The organism is Bacillus sp. 1A (assembly GCF_052682215.1).
The window spans coordinates 5146300-5163737 of record NZ_JBQYLZ010000001.1 but is presented as its reverse complement, the minus strand read 5'-3'; the positions used below and the strand labels follow the sequence as shown (position 1 = coordinate 5163737).

Here is a 17438-nt window from a genome sequence, read left to right as displayed (position 1 = left end):
CAAAATGTAGTGAATTGTCGAATAATATGTAATACTCTTAATTTCAAGTTTTATAAATATAGAATGAGAGGTAGAGTGACACATCGAAGAGGGGGTTACAACAAATATGAAAAGAATAGGACTTGCATGGCAAATTTTAATTGGACTTGCTCTAGGTATCGCGGTGGGGGCAATTTTTTATGGCGATAGCACAGTTGTAGGGTACCTAAAACCAATTGGTGATATTTTTATCCGATTAATTAAAATGATCGTTGTGCCGATTGTTGTAGCAAGTATTGTTGTTGGAGTTGCTGGTGTTGGCGATGTTAAAAAACTAGGCCGATTAGGCGGGAAAACAATTCTTTATTTTGAAATTATTACAACAATTGCAATTGTTGTTGGTCTACTGGTAGCGAATATTTTCCAACCAGGAAAAGGCGTGAATATGGATCAATTAACAAAGACTGATATTTCTAAATATGCAGAAACAACAGCTCAAGTACAAAGTCATTCGTTTGCAGATACATTTGTGAATATCGTTCCAACGAATATTATGAAATCATTGGTTGAGGGCGATATGCTTGCGATTATCTTCTTCTCTGTACTATTTGGTTTAGGAGTTGCGGCGATTGGTGAAAGAGGAAGACCGGTTCTTCAATTTTTCCAAGGTGTAGCAGATGCGATGTTTTACGTGACTAACCAAGTTATGAAATTTGCACCGTTTGGTGTATTCGCATTAATTGGTGTAACAGTTTCGACGTTTGGTTTATCTTCATTAATTCCATTAGGGAAATTAGTCATAGTTGTATATGGTGCGATGATTTTCTTCGTTGTAGTCATACTAGGACTTACAGCGAAAATATTTGGAATTAACATTTTCCAATTCTTTAAAATTTTAAAAGACGAACTGATCTTAGCATACTCTACAGCAAGTTCAGAAACAGTTTTACCGAAAATCATGGAGAAAATGGAGAAGTTCGGTTGTCCGAAGGCAATTACATCTTTCGTTATTCCGACAGGTTATTCATTTAACTTAGATGGATCAACTTTATATCAAGCAATTGCAGCTATTTTCTTAGCGCAAATGTACGGTATTGATTTATCCATTACACAACAAATTACATTATTACTAGTATTAATGGTTACATCAAAAGGTATTGCGGGTGTACCGGGCGTATCATTCGTTGTATTATTAGCGACACTTGGTACAGTAGGTATTCCAGCTGAAGGTTTAGCCTTTATCGCTGGTATTGACCGTATTTTAGATATGGCTCGTACAGCAGTTAACGTTGTAGGTAACTCTTTAGCAGCTGTAGTTATGTCTAAGTGGGAAGGTCAGTATGACGCTGAAAAAGGACAAGCCTACTTGAAAGAAATTTCTAATAAGCAAGCAGCTTAATTATAATTTGAACAAGCTCTCACATAATATGTGGGGGCTTTTCTATATAGAAGGGAAGCGGACGTAATGAAACGTAAATATGGTGACGGTTCTTCGTGGAAGCGACTAATAGAGAAGGATTATACGGTTAAGCAAGTAGAAGAAGGAATGCTAGGAATATTAGAAATAAAAAAGGTAAGAGAACCTAGTTGTAAAGAATATGATGGTAAACAACTTTGTATTGCAGGGAATCAATATACGTGGATTCAATATTTCATAGACGGGAAAAACTTTGCGATTACAGCTATGTTAGATGATCAGAAAAAATTAGTGCAATATTATATCGATGTGGCGAAAGAATATAAAATTGACGACCGTGGTTTACCGTATTTTGATGATTTATATTTAGATGTAGTGTTATTACCGAACGGTAAAATGTATATATTGGATGAAGATGAGCTAGAGGATGCTTATAAAAGTGGCGATGTTACAAAAGAAGAGTATAAGTTAGCTTGGTACACTACGAAATGGATAATAGATGCAATGAAAAATAGCGAATTTTATTGGATTTCAATATTGGAAGAAGAAATCAAAAAGTTAAAATGATTGTTGTATTCAAATTTTTGTATAATTACCAAAAAAATCTATACAAAAAATAATTGACTTTTGTTTTGTAAGCGAGTAAAGTTAGGGAAGAAATTATTATTAAAAAATAAATATGAAACCTTCTTATAAAGAGAGGCGGAGGGACTGGCCCTACGATGCCTCGGCAGCGGACTCGATTTCAGAGTGCTGTGCCAAATCCAGCAAGCATGTGCTTGAAAGATGAGAAGAGCGTTCCTTATAGATGTATAAGACCTCTTCTCATTGGAAGAGGTCTTTTGTTATTCATTAGAAAAAGGTTGAAACTAGGGAGAGATGGTACTTTGAAAGAAACGAGAGGAAATGGTTTGGCTTTATTACCACTTGGGATATTTTTGGCGCTATTTATTGGTTCTGGAATTATTACAGGTGATTTCTATAAATTGCCGATACTTGTAGCAATTTCAATTGCTGTAGGAGTCGCTTTAGCAATGAATCGTAAAGAAAGTTTTAATGTAAAAGTAGAACGATTCGCTAAAGGTGCAGGGAACCCGGATATTATGATTATGGTTTTAATTTTTGTACTGGCAGGAGCGTTTTCTGAAACGGCAAAAGGGATGGGCGGCGTTGATTCTACAGTTAACTTAGCGTTATCCATTTTACCGCAAGGATTTATCGTAGCTGGAATTTTTGTTATAGGGGCATTTATTTCATTAGCAATGGGAACTTCAATGGGAACAATTGCTGCATTAGCACCAATTGCTGTAGGTATTAGTGGGCAAACTGATATCTCCATTGCACTTACGATGGCTACCGTTGTTGGCGGAGCGATGTTTGGTGATAATTTATCATTTATTTCAGATACAACAATCGCAGCTGTACGCTCACAAGGAACAGAAATGAAAGATAAGTTTAAAACGAACTTTTTAATTGTATTACCAGCGGCTATTATTACAATTGTACTATTAGTAATCATTACTTTAGGGAGCGATACGCAGATTAAAGCGCATAGCTTTGACTGGATAAAGATTTTACCGTATGCAGGAGTACTTATTACAGCATTGCTTGGCTGGAATGTACTTATTGTGTTAACTGGTGGAACTGTACTATCCGGCGTTATAGGTCTTTTAGATGGAAGTTACACGTTAGAGAGTTTCTTTAAAAGTGTAACGACTGGAATGGGCGGTATGATGGAGTTAGTATTACTTGCTATTTTAATTGGTGGTATGGTCGAACTGATTCAATATAATGGTGGTATTCAATATTTAATGAATATTTTAACTCGTAACATTCGTTCGAAAAAAGGAGCAGAGTTCGGTATCGCTGGTTTAGTAGGTATGACGAATATGTGTACAGCGAATAATACGATTTCTATTATTTTTACAGGTCCACTTGCGAAAAACATTGCAGATCAATATGAAATTGATCCTCGTAAATCAGCGAGTGTATTAGATCTTTTCTCATGTTGTGTGCAAGGGTTAATTCCATACGGTGCGCAAATGTTAACGGCAGCAGGATTTGCGGCGTTATCTCCGATTGAATTGTTACCATATGCGTTTTATCCGATCTTAGTTGGAGTATGTGGAATTATTTCTATATTAATTGGTTTCCCGAGGTTTTCTAAAGTAGCGGGAAAGAAAGAGTATCATAAAACAGCATAATTTAAAATGAAGTTTATGAATAGTAACCAAAGCCGTATAGAGAATGTTCTCTGTACGGCTTTTTATGTGCGATAAAAGAGTGAATCATCCTATCCCTACCGCATATTTTTACAAAAGGCTGAATGCAACTCAGTCTTAAGTCTGAGTCGAAAACGGTTCTTAAGCTCGTTATGGAAAAGTGAAAAAATAGTTAAGATAAGAGTATCAAATCGAAGGGAGGCAAGCACAAGATGAAACAATTTCTAGCGTTTATCGCGGCTGGTATTTTAGCTTTAATTGCTCTTGGCAGTCTTGCTGGTATTATAGGATTCGCAATTGGAGCAGGAGTTGTGTACTGGAGCTATAAATCATTTGTGCGAGCACAATCATTTTTTGGAAAGTTAGCTTGGGGTATTGTTGGTTTGATCGGCTTGTCCATCGCCCTTTCTCATTCCCCAGCATTAATCGGTATCGCAGCATTAGTAGTTTTATACTACGGATACCGTGAGTGGAAAAAAGAAAAAAATGTAGTTGTTGATTCTGCACCAGAAAGTTCTAAACCATATAGCAACTTTGAAGATGAGTGGAACAAGTTAATGAAAAACTAATAAAAAATTAATAAAAACCAAATTAAATTGATAAAGTAGAAGAGAGGAAGATTATAATGAAACAATCTTTATTCGGACGTGTACGCGAGGCAATTTTAGCAGATTTTCATAATGTGTTAGATGAGAAAGAAAGAAAAAATCCAATCGCGATGTTAAACCAATATTTACGCGATAGTGAGCGTGAAATAACAAAAATTGAGAAGTTAATTGAGCGCCACAAAACATTAAAATCTAATTTCGCTCGTGAGCTTGAGCAAGCACGTTATTTCGTTAATAAAAGATCAAAGCAAGCGATCGTCGCTCAAGAAGCAGGCGAATTACAACTACATGAGCGTGCGTTAGAAGAAGTAGCGTATTATGAAGGGCAAGTAACTCGATTAGAAGAAATGTATGCAGGTGTTGTAGATCAAATTGATGAGTTAGAGCGTCGTCTTGCTGAGATGAAAAATAAATTAAAAGAAATGCACGCAAAACGTATGGAATTAATGGCACGTGAAAATATGGCACATGCAAATCGTCGTATGAATACAGCGATGCATAAAATGGATGAAAATAATCCGTTCTTACGCTTTGAAGAAATTGAAGATCATATTCGCGACTTAGAATCTCGTATAAATGAGGAGCATGAACGTGACACATTTGATATGAAGATTGCAAAGCTTGAGCGTGAAATGAAAGAGAAGAATGATGTATCGTTAACGAAAGAGTTAACAAAATAATAGTAGTATATTATAAAACAGGCTTATGATATAGTGATAGGAGAAAAGGTGTTGGAAAGCAATGCCTTTTCTTCTATGTATATGTAACAAGAAGGGGGGAGCTGAAATGAAGAAACAATTTTCAAAAACACAATTAATGGGGATGCTCCTCATCATATTTGGATTCGGTCTTTTTCTTGATATGATACTTGGACATTTTGAACCAGGTGGTCTCATTTTTGCATTTATTATGCTTATGTTTGGAAGGCATTATCGTAAGAAGAATCGTTATGTAAGGGGAAATGTCTTTTTATTTGTTGGTGGTATCGTATTTTTATTCTTCTTATTTTCATCAGCAGCATTTGTTCTTGTCGTCTTTGCTTGTTTAGCTTTAATTGGTTATCAATTGATTCAACAAGGACATCAGAAAAAAGCAATGAAGGTTGAAATTAAAGAAAAGGGATATATAGATGAAGAGAAGCAAATTTATCGTACAGAACCATATTTAAAAAACATGTTTGTAGGTAATGTGCGAATGATGGATCATATTTATGAACTTGAGGATATTAATGTTCAATATGGCGCTTGTGATGTGGAAATAGATTTAACAACTGCTATGATTCCAGAAGGAGAAACGGTAATTGTTATCCGAGGTATCGTTGGTAATATTCGTTTATACGTGCCATATGATATTGAGTTGTCTTTAAATCATTCTGTTATTGTCGGACGTGTGCTCCTGCCAGGACATGAAGAGACAGGATTTAATCGTAATGTTACATTTAGAACAGAGCAGTATAAAGAAGCTCCTCGTCGTATTAAAATTATTTCTTCGCTTGTCGTAGGCGATACGGAAGTGAGGAAAGTATAATGAAGAAACAAAAAAATATTTCGTGGATGTATATTCGTTATTCTATGTTGTCTTCCGTTAGTATTGCACTCATTTGTACAATTGTATATGTATGGAAAAGCGAGCAACAAGTGTATGATTTATTATGGAAGGAATCCATCGCTTCTGTTCCAATTGGCTTGTTTATTATGACTACAAGTTTACTTATCGGGGGAATTGTAGGATATGCAATCGGTTACTATATAGAGCAGCGTATACAAGGATTAAATACTTTTCTATTTGAAGTAGAGCGAGGGAATTTTCCGAGCGATGTTTCGTTTACTGCAGATGATGAATTTCATGAAGTAGAACGAAAAGTAATCGGTCTTGCTCGTCGATTAGAGGAGCAAGCTGGACTCTTTCAAAAAGTAACGAATGAACGAGCTCATTGGAATGAAGAGATGAGACAAGAAGCGATATCCCAAGAAAGGCATCGATTGGCGAGGGAGCTGCATGATTCTGTAAGTCAGCAGCTTTTTGCAATGTCGATGATGATGTCGGCTATTAATGAACAAGTAGCTGAAATTCCAGAAACGACAAACAAGCAGTTGCAGCTCGTTGAAAATATGGTTGTAAATGCACAATCAGAAATGAGAGCATTGCTTCTTCATTTACGGCCTGTACAATTAGAAGGTAAGAAACTGACACAAGGTATAGAGGAATTATTGACGGAATTATCGCGAAAGCAACATATGAAAATTGAATGGCTAATCGAGCCAATAGAATTGAAAAAAGGTGTAGAAGATCATTTATTTCGTATTGTGCAAGAAGCTTTATCCAATACTTTACGACATGCGAAAGCGAAGAAAACGGAAGTACGTCTTCGGAAAATTGATCAATATGCAATTCTAAAAATTATTGATGATGGCGTTGGATTTGAAGTCGGAGTGAATAAGGCTGGTTCATATGGTTTAAGATCAATGCAAGAGCGTGTTCATGAAATTGGTGGGACATTAAAAGTACTTAGTTTCCCCGCTAAAGGGACGCAAATAGAAGTAAAAGTACCGATTATGATTGAGAGAGGGGGAGAATCATGATAAAAGTGTTACTTGTCGATGATCATGAAATGGTTCGAATGGGTGTATCAGCATATTTATCAACGCAGCCAGATATCGAAGTAGTTGGAGAAGCTGAAAATGGAAGAAAAGGTTCAGAGTTAGCACTGCAATTAAGACCAGATATTATTTTGATGGACCTTGTCATGGATGAGATGGATGGGGTTGAAGCAACACGTGCTATTATTCAGGAATGGCCAGAAGCGAAAATTGTAGTTGTAACGAGCTTTTTAGATGATGAGAAATTGTACCCTGTTATTGAGGCTGGAGCGACAAGTTATTTATTAAAAACATCAAGAGCAAGTGATATAGCAGACGCTGTACGAGCTACTTATGATGGAGAAACGGTATTAGAGCCAAAAGTTACTGGTAAAATGATGTCTCGTATGCGTCAGAAGAAAGAACAACCTTTGCATGAGGAGTTAACAGAAAGAGAGTCTGAAATTTTGTTATTAATTGCAGAGGGGAAAAGTAATCAAGAGATTGCAGATGAATTGTTTATTGCCCTCAAAACAGTAAAGACACATGTGAGTAATATTTTAAATAAGCTAAATGTAAGTGACCGGACACAGGCAGTTATTTATGCGTTTAGACATCAATTGACGAAATGATAAAGTGAAACTTTAATCAGTGGGGGGCTATTCCACTGATTATTAGTTTACGCCAAATCTTTTTATTGACGTTAATAAATGTAAGCGTTATCATTGAGTTGTTAACAATACATACAAAGGGGAGAGAGTGTATGTTAGTTCAAACGATATTTGGCATGGATAAGTCTAAAAAATTAGGGGATTATGTGAACGCATTACAAGCGCTTTGTGAACAATATAATGTTGAAACAGATAAAATTGCAATTGTTGAGGCGACAGAAGAGTACTATTTATTTTTAGTAAAGCAAGAAGATTGCTACGATGTTGTCAAAGTAGAAACAGTGGATACAAATATCGAATATTATACGAAAGCATATAAAATAAGCAGTTTTAATCATACTGCTTATCAAAAGTAAAAAACTCCCTTTCGGGAGTTTTTTAGGATGCTTTTACTTCGCGGGAATCGGTTATTAAGGGAACTTTTTTCGCACCGCTTAACTTAGCGATTGTAAGGCCGATAATAGCCCCGGCTAATGCTGGTATTAGCCAACCAATTCCTTCCTTATATAAAGGGATAAATTCAAAATATGGTGTGATAAATGAAACTGAAATGCCACCTTGTTTTAATCCGTCAAATACGCTTACGATTGCTGCTCCAATTAAAGCACCTACATAAACAGAGCGATATCCACCGAAATATTTATGAAGTAACGATAGTAGAACGAGCACAATTGCAACTGGATATACAACAAGTAGAATTGGAACAGAGATGGCAATAATTTTCGTTAAACCTAAGTTGGCAACTAATAATCCTAATGCACAAATGATACTCGCGAACATTTTGTATGAAAATGTAGTCAATAATGTTGAGAAATATTGACTACACGCAGATACAAGTCCAACACAAGTTGTTAGACAAGCGAGTGTAACGATTAGAGATAATAGAAGTAAACCGTATGGACCGAATAATTGCTGTACGATAACAGTAAGTAATTGTCCGCCATTTTGTGCGTATCCGAGCGAGACGCTAGTTGCACCGAGCCAGCCAAGTGCACCATATACAAGTACGAGACCAGTAGCGGCAATAAGTCCTGCTTTCGCTGTTGCGATGGCAATGGATTTACGATCTTTCACACCTTTAGAGCGAATGGCATTTACAACGATAATTCCAAATGCAAGCGCAGAAATGGTATCCATCGTTAAGTATCCTTCCATAAAGCCTTTGAAGATTGGAGAAGTTTGATACTCTTGCATTGCTGGTCCTGATTGCCCGAGTGGTGTAAATACACTTTTAACAAATAGTAAGAGAATAGAGAGTAATAAAATAGGTGTTAAAATATTTCCGATGCGATCGACAAGTTTAGATGGATTTAAACTAAGCCAAAATACGATAGCGAAGAAGACGACTGTGTATAAAAATAGTGCTAGGTTACTAGAACGAATTGTTTCTGGTAAGAAAGAACTAACACCCATTTCATAAGCGACATTTGCAACGCGTGGAATTCCCATAGAAGGACCGATTGCGATGTATACAACTACAGTAAAGAAAATTCCGAATAATGGGTGAACATGACTTGCGAGTTGTTGCATGCCGTTTCCTGATAAAGAAATTGCAATAACAGTTAATAATGGTAAACCGACTCCTGTTAGTAAAAATCCAATCATTGCCGGCCAAAAGTTTTCACCTGCATTTTGTCCAAGCATGGGAGGGAAAATTAAATTACCTGCCCCAAAAAATAAAGAAAATAGCATAAGACCCGTGAAAAAAATATGTTTTTTTGATACAGTGTTCATTGTTTTCCTCCTTTTTTAAATTCATTTGTAAGAACACAAAAAACTCGTCCCTAAAGAAAGGGACGAGTTATATTTACCCGCGATACCACCCTAATTTATACATGTAGAAATGAGTCTATATGTATACGGCTTTACAACGTACAACATGATACGTGTTCCTTGTAACGGGGGACAGCCGGTAAGAACTTACTGTAACATTCGGTTCTACTTCTCAGAGATGATTTTCGGTTACGCACTGAACGTTGGCTTTCAGCAAATCGCCAACTCTCTGGGGGACAGTCCTATAACGTACTCGTTCTCGTCAATGAATTTTTATTCAAGTATTCTGACAGTATTGTCACATGTTTTTTTTTGAAAGTCAACATTTTTTTGAAAGATATATTTATATATGGAAATATCGAATGTGATATTCGTTATTGTAAAGGGAATGGTGAATTGTAAAACGGGAGTAAAAATTTGTAGAGAATTGTAAAACTTATAGAGAAAGTTGATATTTATAGGAGTAAAGAAGGTATTGTTTGAATTTACAGAGAATAATAAAACAATCCACTTGCTGGAAAGAACAAACCAAAAGAGGTGACTGGAATGCTTGCGATGGGAGTATTATTTGGCATTATTGCTATAATTGGTTTTATGTGGTTATATTATTCGCGTTCGTTTAAACAAGCAGAAGTTTTACTCTTTCAAAAAGGTAGTTTGTTGACAAATCAGTCTAGATATTTAGTATGTCCGAAGTGTGGAAGTGCACAGGCCAGAAGTGGAGGATATCAAGAGTGTTGCAAAATTAGATTATGAAAGAAGGAAGCCTCACATTATGTTGTGAGGCTTCCTTCCTTACAATTTCATGGCGCTCCAAATTGTCCACCGATCTCTTTCGATAATAGGAGAGATGCTTTGTAATGCGGTCTGGACCTGTTGTAGAAGTTGAGAAAGTTCATGATCTGTTAATTCATATAGAATGGATCGACCTGTTCGAGGTGATAAATCTTGTAGCAATGCTTCTACAGAATCATGTATTTTTCGTACTTCCCATTGTGTTTGAGAGGGGAACACGTGAAGAAAATGTTTTTGTAATTCTTGCTGTATCGTGGTGGTTTTTGGCCGCCTTTTTGATTCTATTTCAATGAGTTTTGGAAAGGTAGAGAAAAAATATCCACGAATGTGTTCGGGGCTTCCAGGAATTGTACAATCTTCAATGGTTCGGTCTTGTACAATAAGTACACCGTTTTTCTTTAATATACGAGAAGCTTCACGTAGAAATGTAGGAATGTCTTGTAAATGATGAATCAATGCGCGCGAAATAACAATGTCGAATGTATCATTAGGATATGGGACGCTATGTGCATCACCGTGAATGAATGAAATATTTGGAAAGCCGCTACAATTTTCTTTTGCAGCTTGTAATATTTCTTTTGAAAAATCAAGTCCAATGACATTTTTGGCCCCCATAAGAGCAAGTTCTTTCGTATAAATCCCGCCACCACAGCCGATATCAATTATTTGCTTGTTTTGTACATTTGTAATACTTTTTATCATTTCTCCCCAAGAAATATGGGCGTTTCGCTGTGCGTATGTGTATTTATTATTTGCATCGTGAAAATTAATGGACATGAAAAAGACCTCCTTTCAATACTTAGTATAGCGTATTTTATAGTGTGTCACGTTTTTGTTTTTTATATGAAGAGTATAAGAATTTCTTATTGTAAAAGGAGGATTAAGTTGAAAAGGAAATATGTATTATTGTTATTTGCTATGTTACTAGCGTCTTGTGGTCAAGTAGAGCAAAAAAAAGAAACAAAAAAAGTGGAAGAGACGGTGAATGAAGTGAAAGAAACGATAGGGGTAACCGTTATACAAAAAAAACATAAAGAGAAAAAGTTACAGGAATCAGAAGCTAAGTTAGTAATAGACATTATAGATAAAACGGAAAAACAAGAAGTAACAGGTAGTTTTGGTGAACCGGAATATGAAATACAAATTAATAGGGGTGGAAAAAAAGAAACATATTATGCATGGCTAAGAGGAGAAGACAGAAGAGGATGGATACAATATAAAAAAGCTATGTATATGCTGAATAAAAAAGATACAGAAAAGCTTTTGGCTATATTTCCAAATGTTTTAGAACAAAAAGAAGATGAGATGCAGGTAGGTCCTTTAACGGAAGTAACAAAAAAAGATTTGCAGATTACTGCGTTTCATATTAAAGCAGGCGATCAAAAAGTGAATTATACGGTGCGGTATACGATTTCACAATCACTATACAACAAGTTAGAGAAGGAACAAGAGTATTATTTACAAGTCGTTTTCCCAGAAAAAGTTCAAAAATTAATTGGAGCAAAAGAGAGTGAAAAAATTTCAGGTAAAAAGGTAAAGGAAGGGTATAAACAATATGAATTGCATGCTACTGTTCCGGTAAAAGATGCTTCAGAATCACAATTAAAGTCATTAGAAACATATTATGAAAATTATGATTTGAAAATATTAAATAGCAAAAAAGAAAAAATAGGTGTTTTTCAAAATATCATTCAAATTGTTAAAGAGTATGGTGAAAAAATGGATTTACAAAGATAAAATGAAACTTTAATTAGCCCTTACGGATCGGGATGAAGGTAATTAGTAAAGTTTATATGGCCTTTCCTAGGAAATGATAATAGAGAGGGGGAAAAACCCCCTCTCTATTACTTTGCTTTTGCAGATGGCTCATTCATTGATTTTCGTGTAATAAGAAAAGAAATCATAAGAGCGGAAAGGATGACAAGGGCAATAAATACGTGATTGGGCAACAAATCTAATAATAATACGTAACTAACGGTATAAAAAATAAGAGTTGAAGCTAAAAACGATAGAGCGCCTATTATGAGAGATTGTAAATTCATTTGCAAACACCTCCTTATATTTATATTTATATTTTTGGCTAAAAATGGATTAAATAAACATTATTTCTAACGATAGAAAAAAATATGTCATAATAGAGAAAAGAATAGTTTTGATGAATAAATATGATTCATTAATGAGAGATAAAGGAGAGGAATATGAAAAATAATAAAAAAGGATTATGGGGAATTATTGTTGCAATAGGGCTATTTTTACTTTCTAAGTTAAAGTGGGTATTTGCAATTTTTAAACTAGCAAAGTTTTCAACGGTATTTAGTATGTTTCTATCACTTGGTGCATACGCGGTTATATATGGTTGGAAATTTGGGGTAGCGCTCATTTATTTGTTGTTTATTCATGAAATGGGCCATTTATGGGCTGCGAAAAAAAAAGGTATACCAACATCGCCAGCAATATTTATTCCATTTATGGGCGCTCTTATTGGGATGAAAGAGATGCCGAAAAATGCAAAAGATGAAGCTTACATCGCCTTCATGGGACCTCTTTTCGGATTGTTGTCATTTTTACCTGCGATTCCACTTTATATAATAACGAAAGAGCCATTTTGGGCATTAATTATTTTACTTGGAAGTATGATTAACTTCTTTAACTTGATTCCGGTTTCTCCATTAGATGGTGGACGAATTATCTCAGTTGTAAGTACAAAGATTTGGGGAGCGGGTCTTATTGTATTGCTCGGTTATGCCATTTACTTTAAAAGTATTTTGGGAGGATTTATTTTTATTATCGGCTGTATGGAATTATATAGAGTAATAAAGAGAGATGAGCCAATTAAGGAATTAGGATATAGAATTGATGGAATGAAAGAATATGTTGCAAGACTTGAAGAGGAGTTAAAAGAAACAGGTGCGGTGCATCGAAATATATATATGATGCAACATGAAATAAATATATTAAGGCAAAAAGAAAGAGAGAAAGAATTAAAAGTAGGAGAACTTCAAAAGATTGAAGTGTTAGAGCATCTTTTACCAAAGTTTGAGCCGCTTGATTACGTTCCATATGAAGATGAAAAAGAAACGCATACAATTCATATAAGAGAAGCATTTGAAATGTCAGAAAGAAAATTACAGGAATGGGAGACAGAAAAGAGACAACAGGAAAACTATTATAAAGTTGATATGAAAACAAAATGGACAGTCTTTGCTTGTTATATCGGATTAATGGCTATACTCGGTTACACAGCTTATGAAGGGTACATTGTTTTACAAGAACATTTACCAACGAGAAATGTATAGAAAAATATTGTCGAAATGATAGGAAGAATTTATACAGGAATTATATTTCGACGAGAGAATGTTACAAGTATAGTCATACATTGTAATATCTTTAGTAGAGAAGGAGTTCTGTATATGAAGAAATTGTTAATTGTATTCGGGATTATTATCGTAATGATCATTGCGAGCTATAGTCTTATGAAATTGCTATTACATTATGCGAATAAGCCTGCTGAGGTAAGTACAATAGCTCAAATAGAAGATGTGCAAGAAGAGACAAAAGTGCTAGATTTTATTCGTATGACGCATGAAAGTTATAATAATTTCTTAAATTACGGTAAAGCAGAGGATTATACAGAAGGGGACTGGAACCAATTTAAACAATGGTTTCAACAACAAGAATCATCTTTAAACAATATACATACAGAAATAAAGAATGAAAAAATAAAACGTGATGTAAATAGAAGCTATGAAATTGTAAAAAAAGGTGTGGAACTTCAAAATATTGAGTATGTAGTTTATGCACATCGTGTATACCATGACTTAGATATTATAGTAAATAAATATAGAGGTGAAACGAACATCTGGGGGTATACAGAGTTTGGAGATGGAAAAGATATAAGGGTAATTGAACAAGCTATACAGTCCAAATAATAAGCTAGCTAGAATTCTAGTTGGCTTATTTTCTTTTGTAAGTGCAATGTTCATATATTATTCACAAAAACACCGTGTTAATAGTGATTAAAATCACAATATGTACTATACAATTCAGTTAAACTAAAAACAGTTAAGGAAATAGAGGAGTGGGATACAATGTTAAGTGCAAAAACAATTGAAATCGTAAAGTCAACAGTACCATTATTACAAGAAAAAGGCGTTGAAATTACAACGAGATTTTATCAAATTTTATTTTCGGAACATCCGGAGTTATTAAATATTTTCAACCATACAAATCAGAAAAAGGGAAGACAACAACAAGCGCTAGCGAATGCTGTTTATGCAGCTGCAACGTATATTGATAATTTAGAAGCTATTATTCCGGTTGTAAAACAAATTGGTCATAAGCATAGAAGTTTAGGTATTAAAGCAGAGCATTACCCGATTGTAGGTACATGTTTACTACGTGCAATTAAAGAGGTTGCAGGAGCACCTGATGAAGTTTTAAATGCATGGGGAGAAGCTTATGGTGTCATTGCTGATGCATTCATTAGCATTGAAGCAGAGATGTATGAAGAAGCGGCACATAAAGAAGGTGGATGGAAAGATTTCCGTAACTTTGTGGTTGTTAAAAAAGTGAAGGAAAGCGACGTTATTACATCATTTTATTTAAAACCTGAAGATGGAGGGCAAGTTTCTTCATTCATCCCAGGACAATATGTAACGATTCAAATAAATATAGAAGGTGAAACGTATACACATAATCGTCAATATAGTTTATCAGATGCTCCTGGAAAAGAATATTATCGTATTAGTGTAAAGAAAGAAAAAGGTGTAGATACACCGGACGGTAAAGTATCTAACTACTTACACGATCATGTAGAAGAAGGGGATATGTTACCAGTAAGTGCACCAGCAGGAGATTTCGTATTAAATATGGATTCAACATTACCAGTTGTGCTAATTAGTGGTGGAGTAGGTATTACACCAATGATGAGTATGCTAAATACGTTAATTGAACAAAACTCAAAACGTAATGTATGTTTTGTTCATGCAGCGATAAATAGTAATACACATGCAATGAAAGAACACGTTGAGGCAGTAGATAATGAATACGAACAAGTTAAAGCATACACTTGCTATTCTGGACCAACTGAAAAAGATTTGGAAATGAAGAACTTTGATAAAGAAGGTTTCATTGAAGCTGAATGGTTACAAACTATTATTCCGACAACTGAAGCAGAATTTTATTTCTGTGGTCCTGTACCATTTATGAAGCATATAAATGCTGCACTAACTAATTTAGGTGTGGAACAAGAGCATATTCATTATGAATTTTTCGGTCCAGCAGCAAGCTTACAATAGATGAAGTTTGAAGTAAGTAAAAAACGAGGTATTATTTTACCTCGTTTTTTATTTGTTCTCGTAACAGCCGATTTACCGTTTCACGGCGTATACCTATGAGTTGACCGATTTCAGTTTGTGTTAATATTTCATATATAGGAATGTCACCTAAATATAGTGTGAACCATTCTTGTAAACGATGTAGACGTTCTTTCGGAGAGACGGTTGTCAATTGATCGATACGCTGTTGCATCATTCTTAATTTTGATTGTAGTTGCATAGCAATATTTGCATATGATGCAGGATTTGCCTGAAGTTGATCGTACCATTCATTACTAATGATAGGTTCAACTTCTGTTTTCATTAAAGCGATTGCTGTACCGTGATATTCCTTCGGTGAAATTAAAGAATGGTGAGGTATCGTTTCACCTGGAACGATAATGTTGAATAGAAATGGTGTTCCATCTTCTTCTATCCGTACTACTTTTAATAAACCTGTTTTTATAAAATATAAAGGACCGTCCTCGCCTTGACGGAATAGTACATCTCCTTTGTGTAGAATCAATGTTAGCCCCCCATTTAAACATTTCTATTTCTTCTATTTTAGCGTATATGTATAAAGACAATATGCTTTTAAATAGCAATTTCATTGACGAAATATATGCTATTACAGTAGTATACTATTTAGTGTGTAATAGTACTAGCAATGAATACGCTGTAGGGGGTTTAGTATATTGTTAGATGCGATAAAAATGACGGATATGAGAATTCCGGCGAATGCTATCATTCATGTAGAAGAGATGAAAGGTGGAGTCGTGTTATCCGTTGAAGTAGACGGCCAAATTATTTATACGATGGCTTATGATGAAGAAACAGATAGTTATGCTGAATTATATGATCGAAACGATAAGAGGGCGTGCCAAGTACATGAGGATTTTATGGGATGGTCACTTCTTCACTAAAAAAGATGTCAATATGACATCTTTTTTTATTAAAACGATAGAATATACAAAGAAATGAAATATAAGGATAAAATTTGTAATAAATGATTTTGCATTGTTAGCACTTTGTAACTGCAAGTGAATTATTTTTTCGCTATCATAAAGATAACAGTCGCAGTTATAGGAGTGGTCAACTTGAAGAAAGTACATATTTCCAATTATATGTTATTATGTGTTTGTTTAATTTTATTTGTTCTCTTAGGAGGATTTTTATATTCATGTGTATAAGAAAAACGCATTCTAAAAAGAACGCGTTATAAAAAAGAAGTAATGATTAATCTAGTTCCGAGAATAATTAATGTGATACGTAATAAATTAATTACGGCATTACCACTTAATTTTGTATTAATATAAGCCCCGATTTTCCCGCCAATCCATGCACCAGGAATAAGAATTAATGCGTAAACCCAGCTGACATTTCCAAGGGAGATGTGAGTTGCAGAACTTACAATTGCTGATAAAAATACGATAAACATCGAAGTTGCTACAGCAATATGTGCTGGGAATGCAAAAAGTAGCATCATTGCTGGAACAAGTAAGGCACCGCCGCCAATTCCAAATAATCCAGATATAAAACCAACTATAAAGGCGATAAAGATTGCGAGAAGCGGTGGAAATTGATAGTGTACAGTGTTTCCTTCGTTATCTGTAAAAGAACGCTTAATTACCGTCATATTTGATAAAGAAAGGGGGTTTAATTTGTCTCGTAACATAAGAAGAATGGAGACAAAAATAAGGAAAATCCCAAAATATAAAGAAAATGTATCTTGGTTTAAAAATTTGTTTGCCCACGAGCCGATGATACCACCAGGGCCACTCCCGATAAATAAAATAAGTCCACTTTTGTAATCTACTCGTTTATGCTTCATATAAGTAAGGGTGGAAGATAGTCCTGTAAAAACGACTGTTACCATTGAAGTTCCTACTGCAAGTTGTGGTGATAGACTGTGTAATCCGATTAATAACGGAACAATAATAATTCCGCCACCAAGCCCGACTAGACTCCCGACTGTCCCGGCGATTAACCCGATGAAAAGTAACATGATGTATTCCAAAATTGCCAACTCCTCTATATAACTTATCCACCAATTATTATACACGCTTTTTAATAAGAAAA

At 34.9% G+C, this 17438-nt stretch carries 20 protein-coding genes, 1 riboswitch and 1 other annotated feature; of the genes, 15 read left to right on the top strand and 5 right to left on the bottom strand.

Annotation, left to right across the window (positions count from 1 at the left end; all coding sequences use genetic code 11):
- The first annotated feature begins 106 nt into the window (after window positions 1-106).
- The 9 genes from gltP to ACUN0F_RS26335 all read left to right on the top strand — a co-directional run bounded on the left by gltP (window position 107) and on the right by ACUN0F_RS26335 (window position 7832).
- Window positions 107-1378, top strand: coding sequence for a glutamate/aspartate:proton symporter GltP (gene gltP, locus ACUN0F_RS26375; RefSeq protein WP_264461871.1), 1272 nt, complete (start codon window positions 107-109; stop codon window positions 1376-1378).
- 66 nt (window positions 1379-1444) lie between these two features.
- A complete protein-coding gene (locus ACUN0F_RS26370; RefSeq protein WP_264461872.1) occupies window positions 1445-1963 on the top strand; it encodes a DUF402 domain-containing protein in 519 nt (172 codons plus the stop codon).
- Between the two features lie 120 nt (window positions 1964-2083).
- Window positions 2084-2189: riboswitch (SAM riboswitch) on the top strand.
- A 94-nt stretch (window positions 2190-2283) separates the two neighbouring features.
- Window positions 2284-3600 carry a Na+/H+ antiporter NhaC family protein gene (locus ACUN0F_RS26365; RefSeq protein ID WP_000665481.1) on the top strand — a complete coding sequence of 439 codons (1317 nt, stop codon included), beginning with the start codon at window positions 2284-2286 and terminating at the stop codon, window positions 3598-3600.
- Between the two features lie 230 nt (window positions 3601-3830).
- Complete coding sequence (locus ACUN0F_RS26360) at window positions 3831-4187, top strand: lmo0954 family membrane protein (protein ID WP_000808634.1); 357 nt, start codon at window positions 3831-3833, stop codon at window positions 4185-4187.
- 56 nt (window positions 4188-4243) lie between these two features.
- Window positions 4244-4906, top strand: a complete 663-nt coding sequence (locus ACUN0F_RS26355) for a PspA/IM30 family protein (RefSeq protein ID WP_046958185.1) — start codon at window positions 4244-4246, stop codon at window positions 4904-4906.
- A gap of 106 nt (window positions 4907-5012) precedes the next feature.
- Entirely contained in the window at window positions 5013-5753 is a 741-nt protein-coding gene (gene liaF, locus ACUN0F_RS26350; RefSeq protein WP_000743885.1) for a cell wall-active antibiotics response protein LiaF, read from the top strand.
- Window positions 5753-6808 (top strand): sensor histidine kinase, encoded by a 1056-nt coding sequence (locus tag ACUN0F_RS26345; RefSeq protein ID WP_000744323.1) that lies wholly within the window; start codon window positions 5753-5755, stop codon window positions 6806-6808. Before liaF ends, ACUN0F_RS26345 begins: the two co-directional genes overlap by 1 nt.
- Window positions 6805-7437: a response regulator gene (locus ACUN0F_RS26340; protein WP_000598709.1), complete on the top strand. Its 633-nt coding sequence runs from the start codon at window positions 6805-6807 to the stop codon at window positions 7435-7437. The genes ACUN0F_RS26345 and ACUN0F_RS26340 overlap by 4 nt, the downstream gene beginning before the upstream one ends.
- 98 nt (window positions 7438-7535) lie before the next feature.
- Window positions 7536-7832 (top strand): DUF3922 domain-containing protein, encoded by a 297-nt coding sequence (locus ACUN0F_RS26335; protein WP_117584447.1) that lies wholly within the window; start codon window positions 7536-7538, stop codon window positions 7830-7832.
- 22 nt (window positions 7833-7854) lie between these two features.
- On the opposite strand, the gene brnQ3 is transcribed toward ACUN0F_RS26335, so the two are convergent.
- Window positions 7855-9210: a branched-chain amino acid transport system II carrier protein BrnQ3 gene (brnQ3, locus tag ACUN0F_RS26330; RefSeq protein WP_264461873.1), complete on the bottom strand. Its 1356-nt coding sequence runs from the start codon at window positions 9208-9210 to the stop codon at window positions 7855-7857.
- 55 nt (window positions 9211-9265) lie between these two features.
- Window positions 9266-9524 (bottom strand) — a binding site (T-box leader).
- Window positions 9525-9795: 271 nt separating this feature from the next.
- On the opposite strand from brnQ3, the gene ACUN0F_RS26325 reads away from it, so the two are divergent.
- Complete coding sequence (locus ACUN0F_RS26325) at window positions 9796-10005, top strand: hypothetical protein (protein WP_000880630.1); 210 nt, start codon at window positions 9796-9798, stop codon at window positions 10003-10005.
- Between the two features lie 39 nt (window positions 10006-10044).
- Here ACUN0F_RS26325 and ACUN0F_RS26320 read toward each other — a convergent pair whose 3' ends face one another.
- On the bottom strand, window positions 10045-10821 hold the full coding sequence (locus ACUN0F_RS26320) for a class I SAM-dependent methyltransferase (protein WP_088121724.1): 777 nt from the start codon (window positions 10819-10821) through the stop codon (window positions 10045-10047).
- A 108-nt stretch (window positions 10822-10929) separates the two neighbouring features.
- Here ACUN0F_RS26320 and ACUN0F_RS26315 point away from each other — a divergent pair, with 108 nt between their 5' ends.
- On the top strand, window positions 10930-11781 hold the full coding sequence (locus ACUN0F_RS26315; RefSeq protein WP_445540426.1) for a hypothetical protein: 852 nt from the start codon (window positions 10930-10932) through the stop codon (window positions 11779-11781).
- A 107-nt stretch (window positions 11782-11888) separates the two neighbouring features.
- Here ACUN0F_RS26315 and ACUN0F_RS26310 read toward each other — a convergent pair whose 3' ends face one another.
- Complete coding sequence (locus tag ACUN0F_RS26310; protein WP_001053356.1) at window positions 11889-12086, bottom strand: hypothetical protein; 198 nt, start codon at window positions 12084-12086, stop codon at window positions 11889-11891.
- 156 nt (window positions 12087-12242) lie between these two features.
- Here ACUN0F_RS26310 and ACUN0F_RS26305 point away from each other — a divergent pair, with 156 nt between their 5' ends.
- The 3 genes from ACUN0F_RS26305 (at window position 12243) to hmpA (ending at window position 15341) form a co-directional block, all read left to right on the top strand.
- Complete coding sequence (locus ACUN0F_RS26305; protein WP_046958183.1) at window positions 12243-13340, top strand: site-2 protease family protein; 1098 nt, start codon at window positions 12243-12245, stop codon at window positions 13338-13340.
- Between the two features lie 114 nt (window positions 13341-13454).
- Window positions 13455-13973, top strand: coding sequence for a hypothetical protein (locus ACUN0F_RS26300; RefSeq protein WP_264461875.1), 519 nt, complete (start codon window positions 13455-13457; stop codon window positions 13971-13973).
- A gap of 159 nt (window positions 13974-14132) precedes the next feature.
- Window positions 14133-15341, top strand: a complete 1209-nt coding sequence (gene hmpA, locus ACUN0F_RS26295) for an NO-inducible flavohemoprotein (RefSeq protein WP_445540425.1) — start codon at window positions 14133-14135, stop codon at window positions 15339-15341.
- 31 nt (window positions 15342-15372) lie between these two features.
- On the opposite strand, the gene ACUN0F_RS26290 is transcribed toward hmpA, so the two are convergent.
- Complete coding sequence (locus ACUN0F_RS26290; RefSeq protein ID WP_000600574.1) at window positions 15373-15885, bottom strand: Crp/Fnr family transcriptional regulator; 513 nt, start codon at window positions 15883-15885, stop codon at window positions 15373-15375.
- A 169-nt stretch (window positions 15886-16054) separates the two neighbouring features.
- Between ACUN0F_RS26290 and ACUN0F_RS26285 the strand changes: the two genes are divergently transcribed.
- Window positions 16055-16282 carry a hypothetical protein gene (locus ACUN0F_RS26285; RefSeq protein ID WP_000882907.1) on the top strand — a complete coding sequence of 76 codons (228 nt, stop codon included), beginning with the start codon at window positions 16055-16057 and terminating at the stop codon, window positions 16280-16282.
- A 293-nt stretch (window positions 16283-16575) separates the two neighbouring features.
- Here the strand turns inward: ACUN0F_RS26285 and ACUN0F_RS26280 are convergent, their stop codons facing one another.
- The gene (locus ACUN0F_RS26280) at window positions 16576-17376 is read right to left on the bottom strand and encodes a sulfite exporter TauE/SafE family protein (protein ID WP_000455764.1); all 801 of its coding nucleotides are present in this window, start codon (window positions 17374-17376) and stop codon (window positions 16576-16578) included.
- Window positions 17377-17438: the final 62 nt, after the last annotated feature.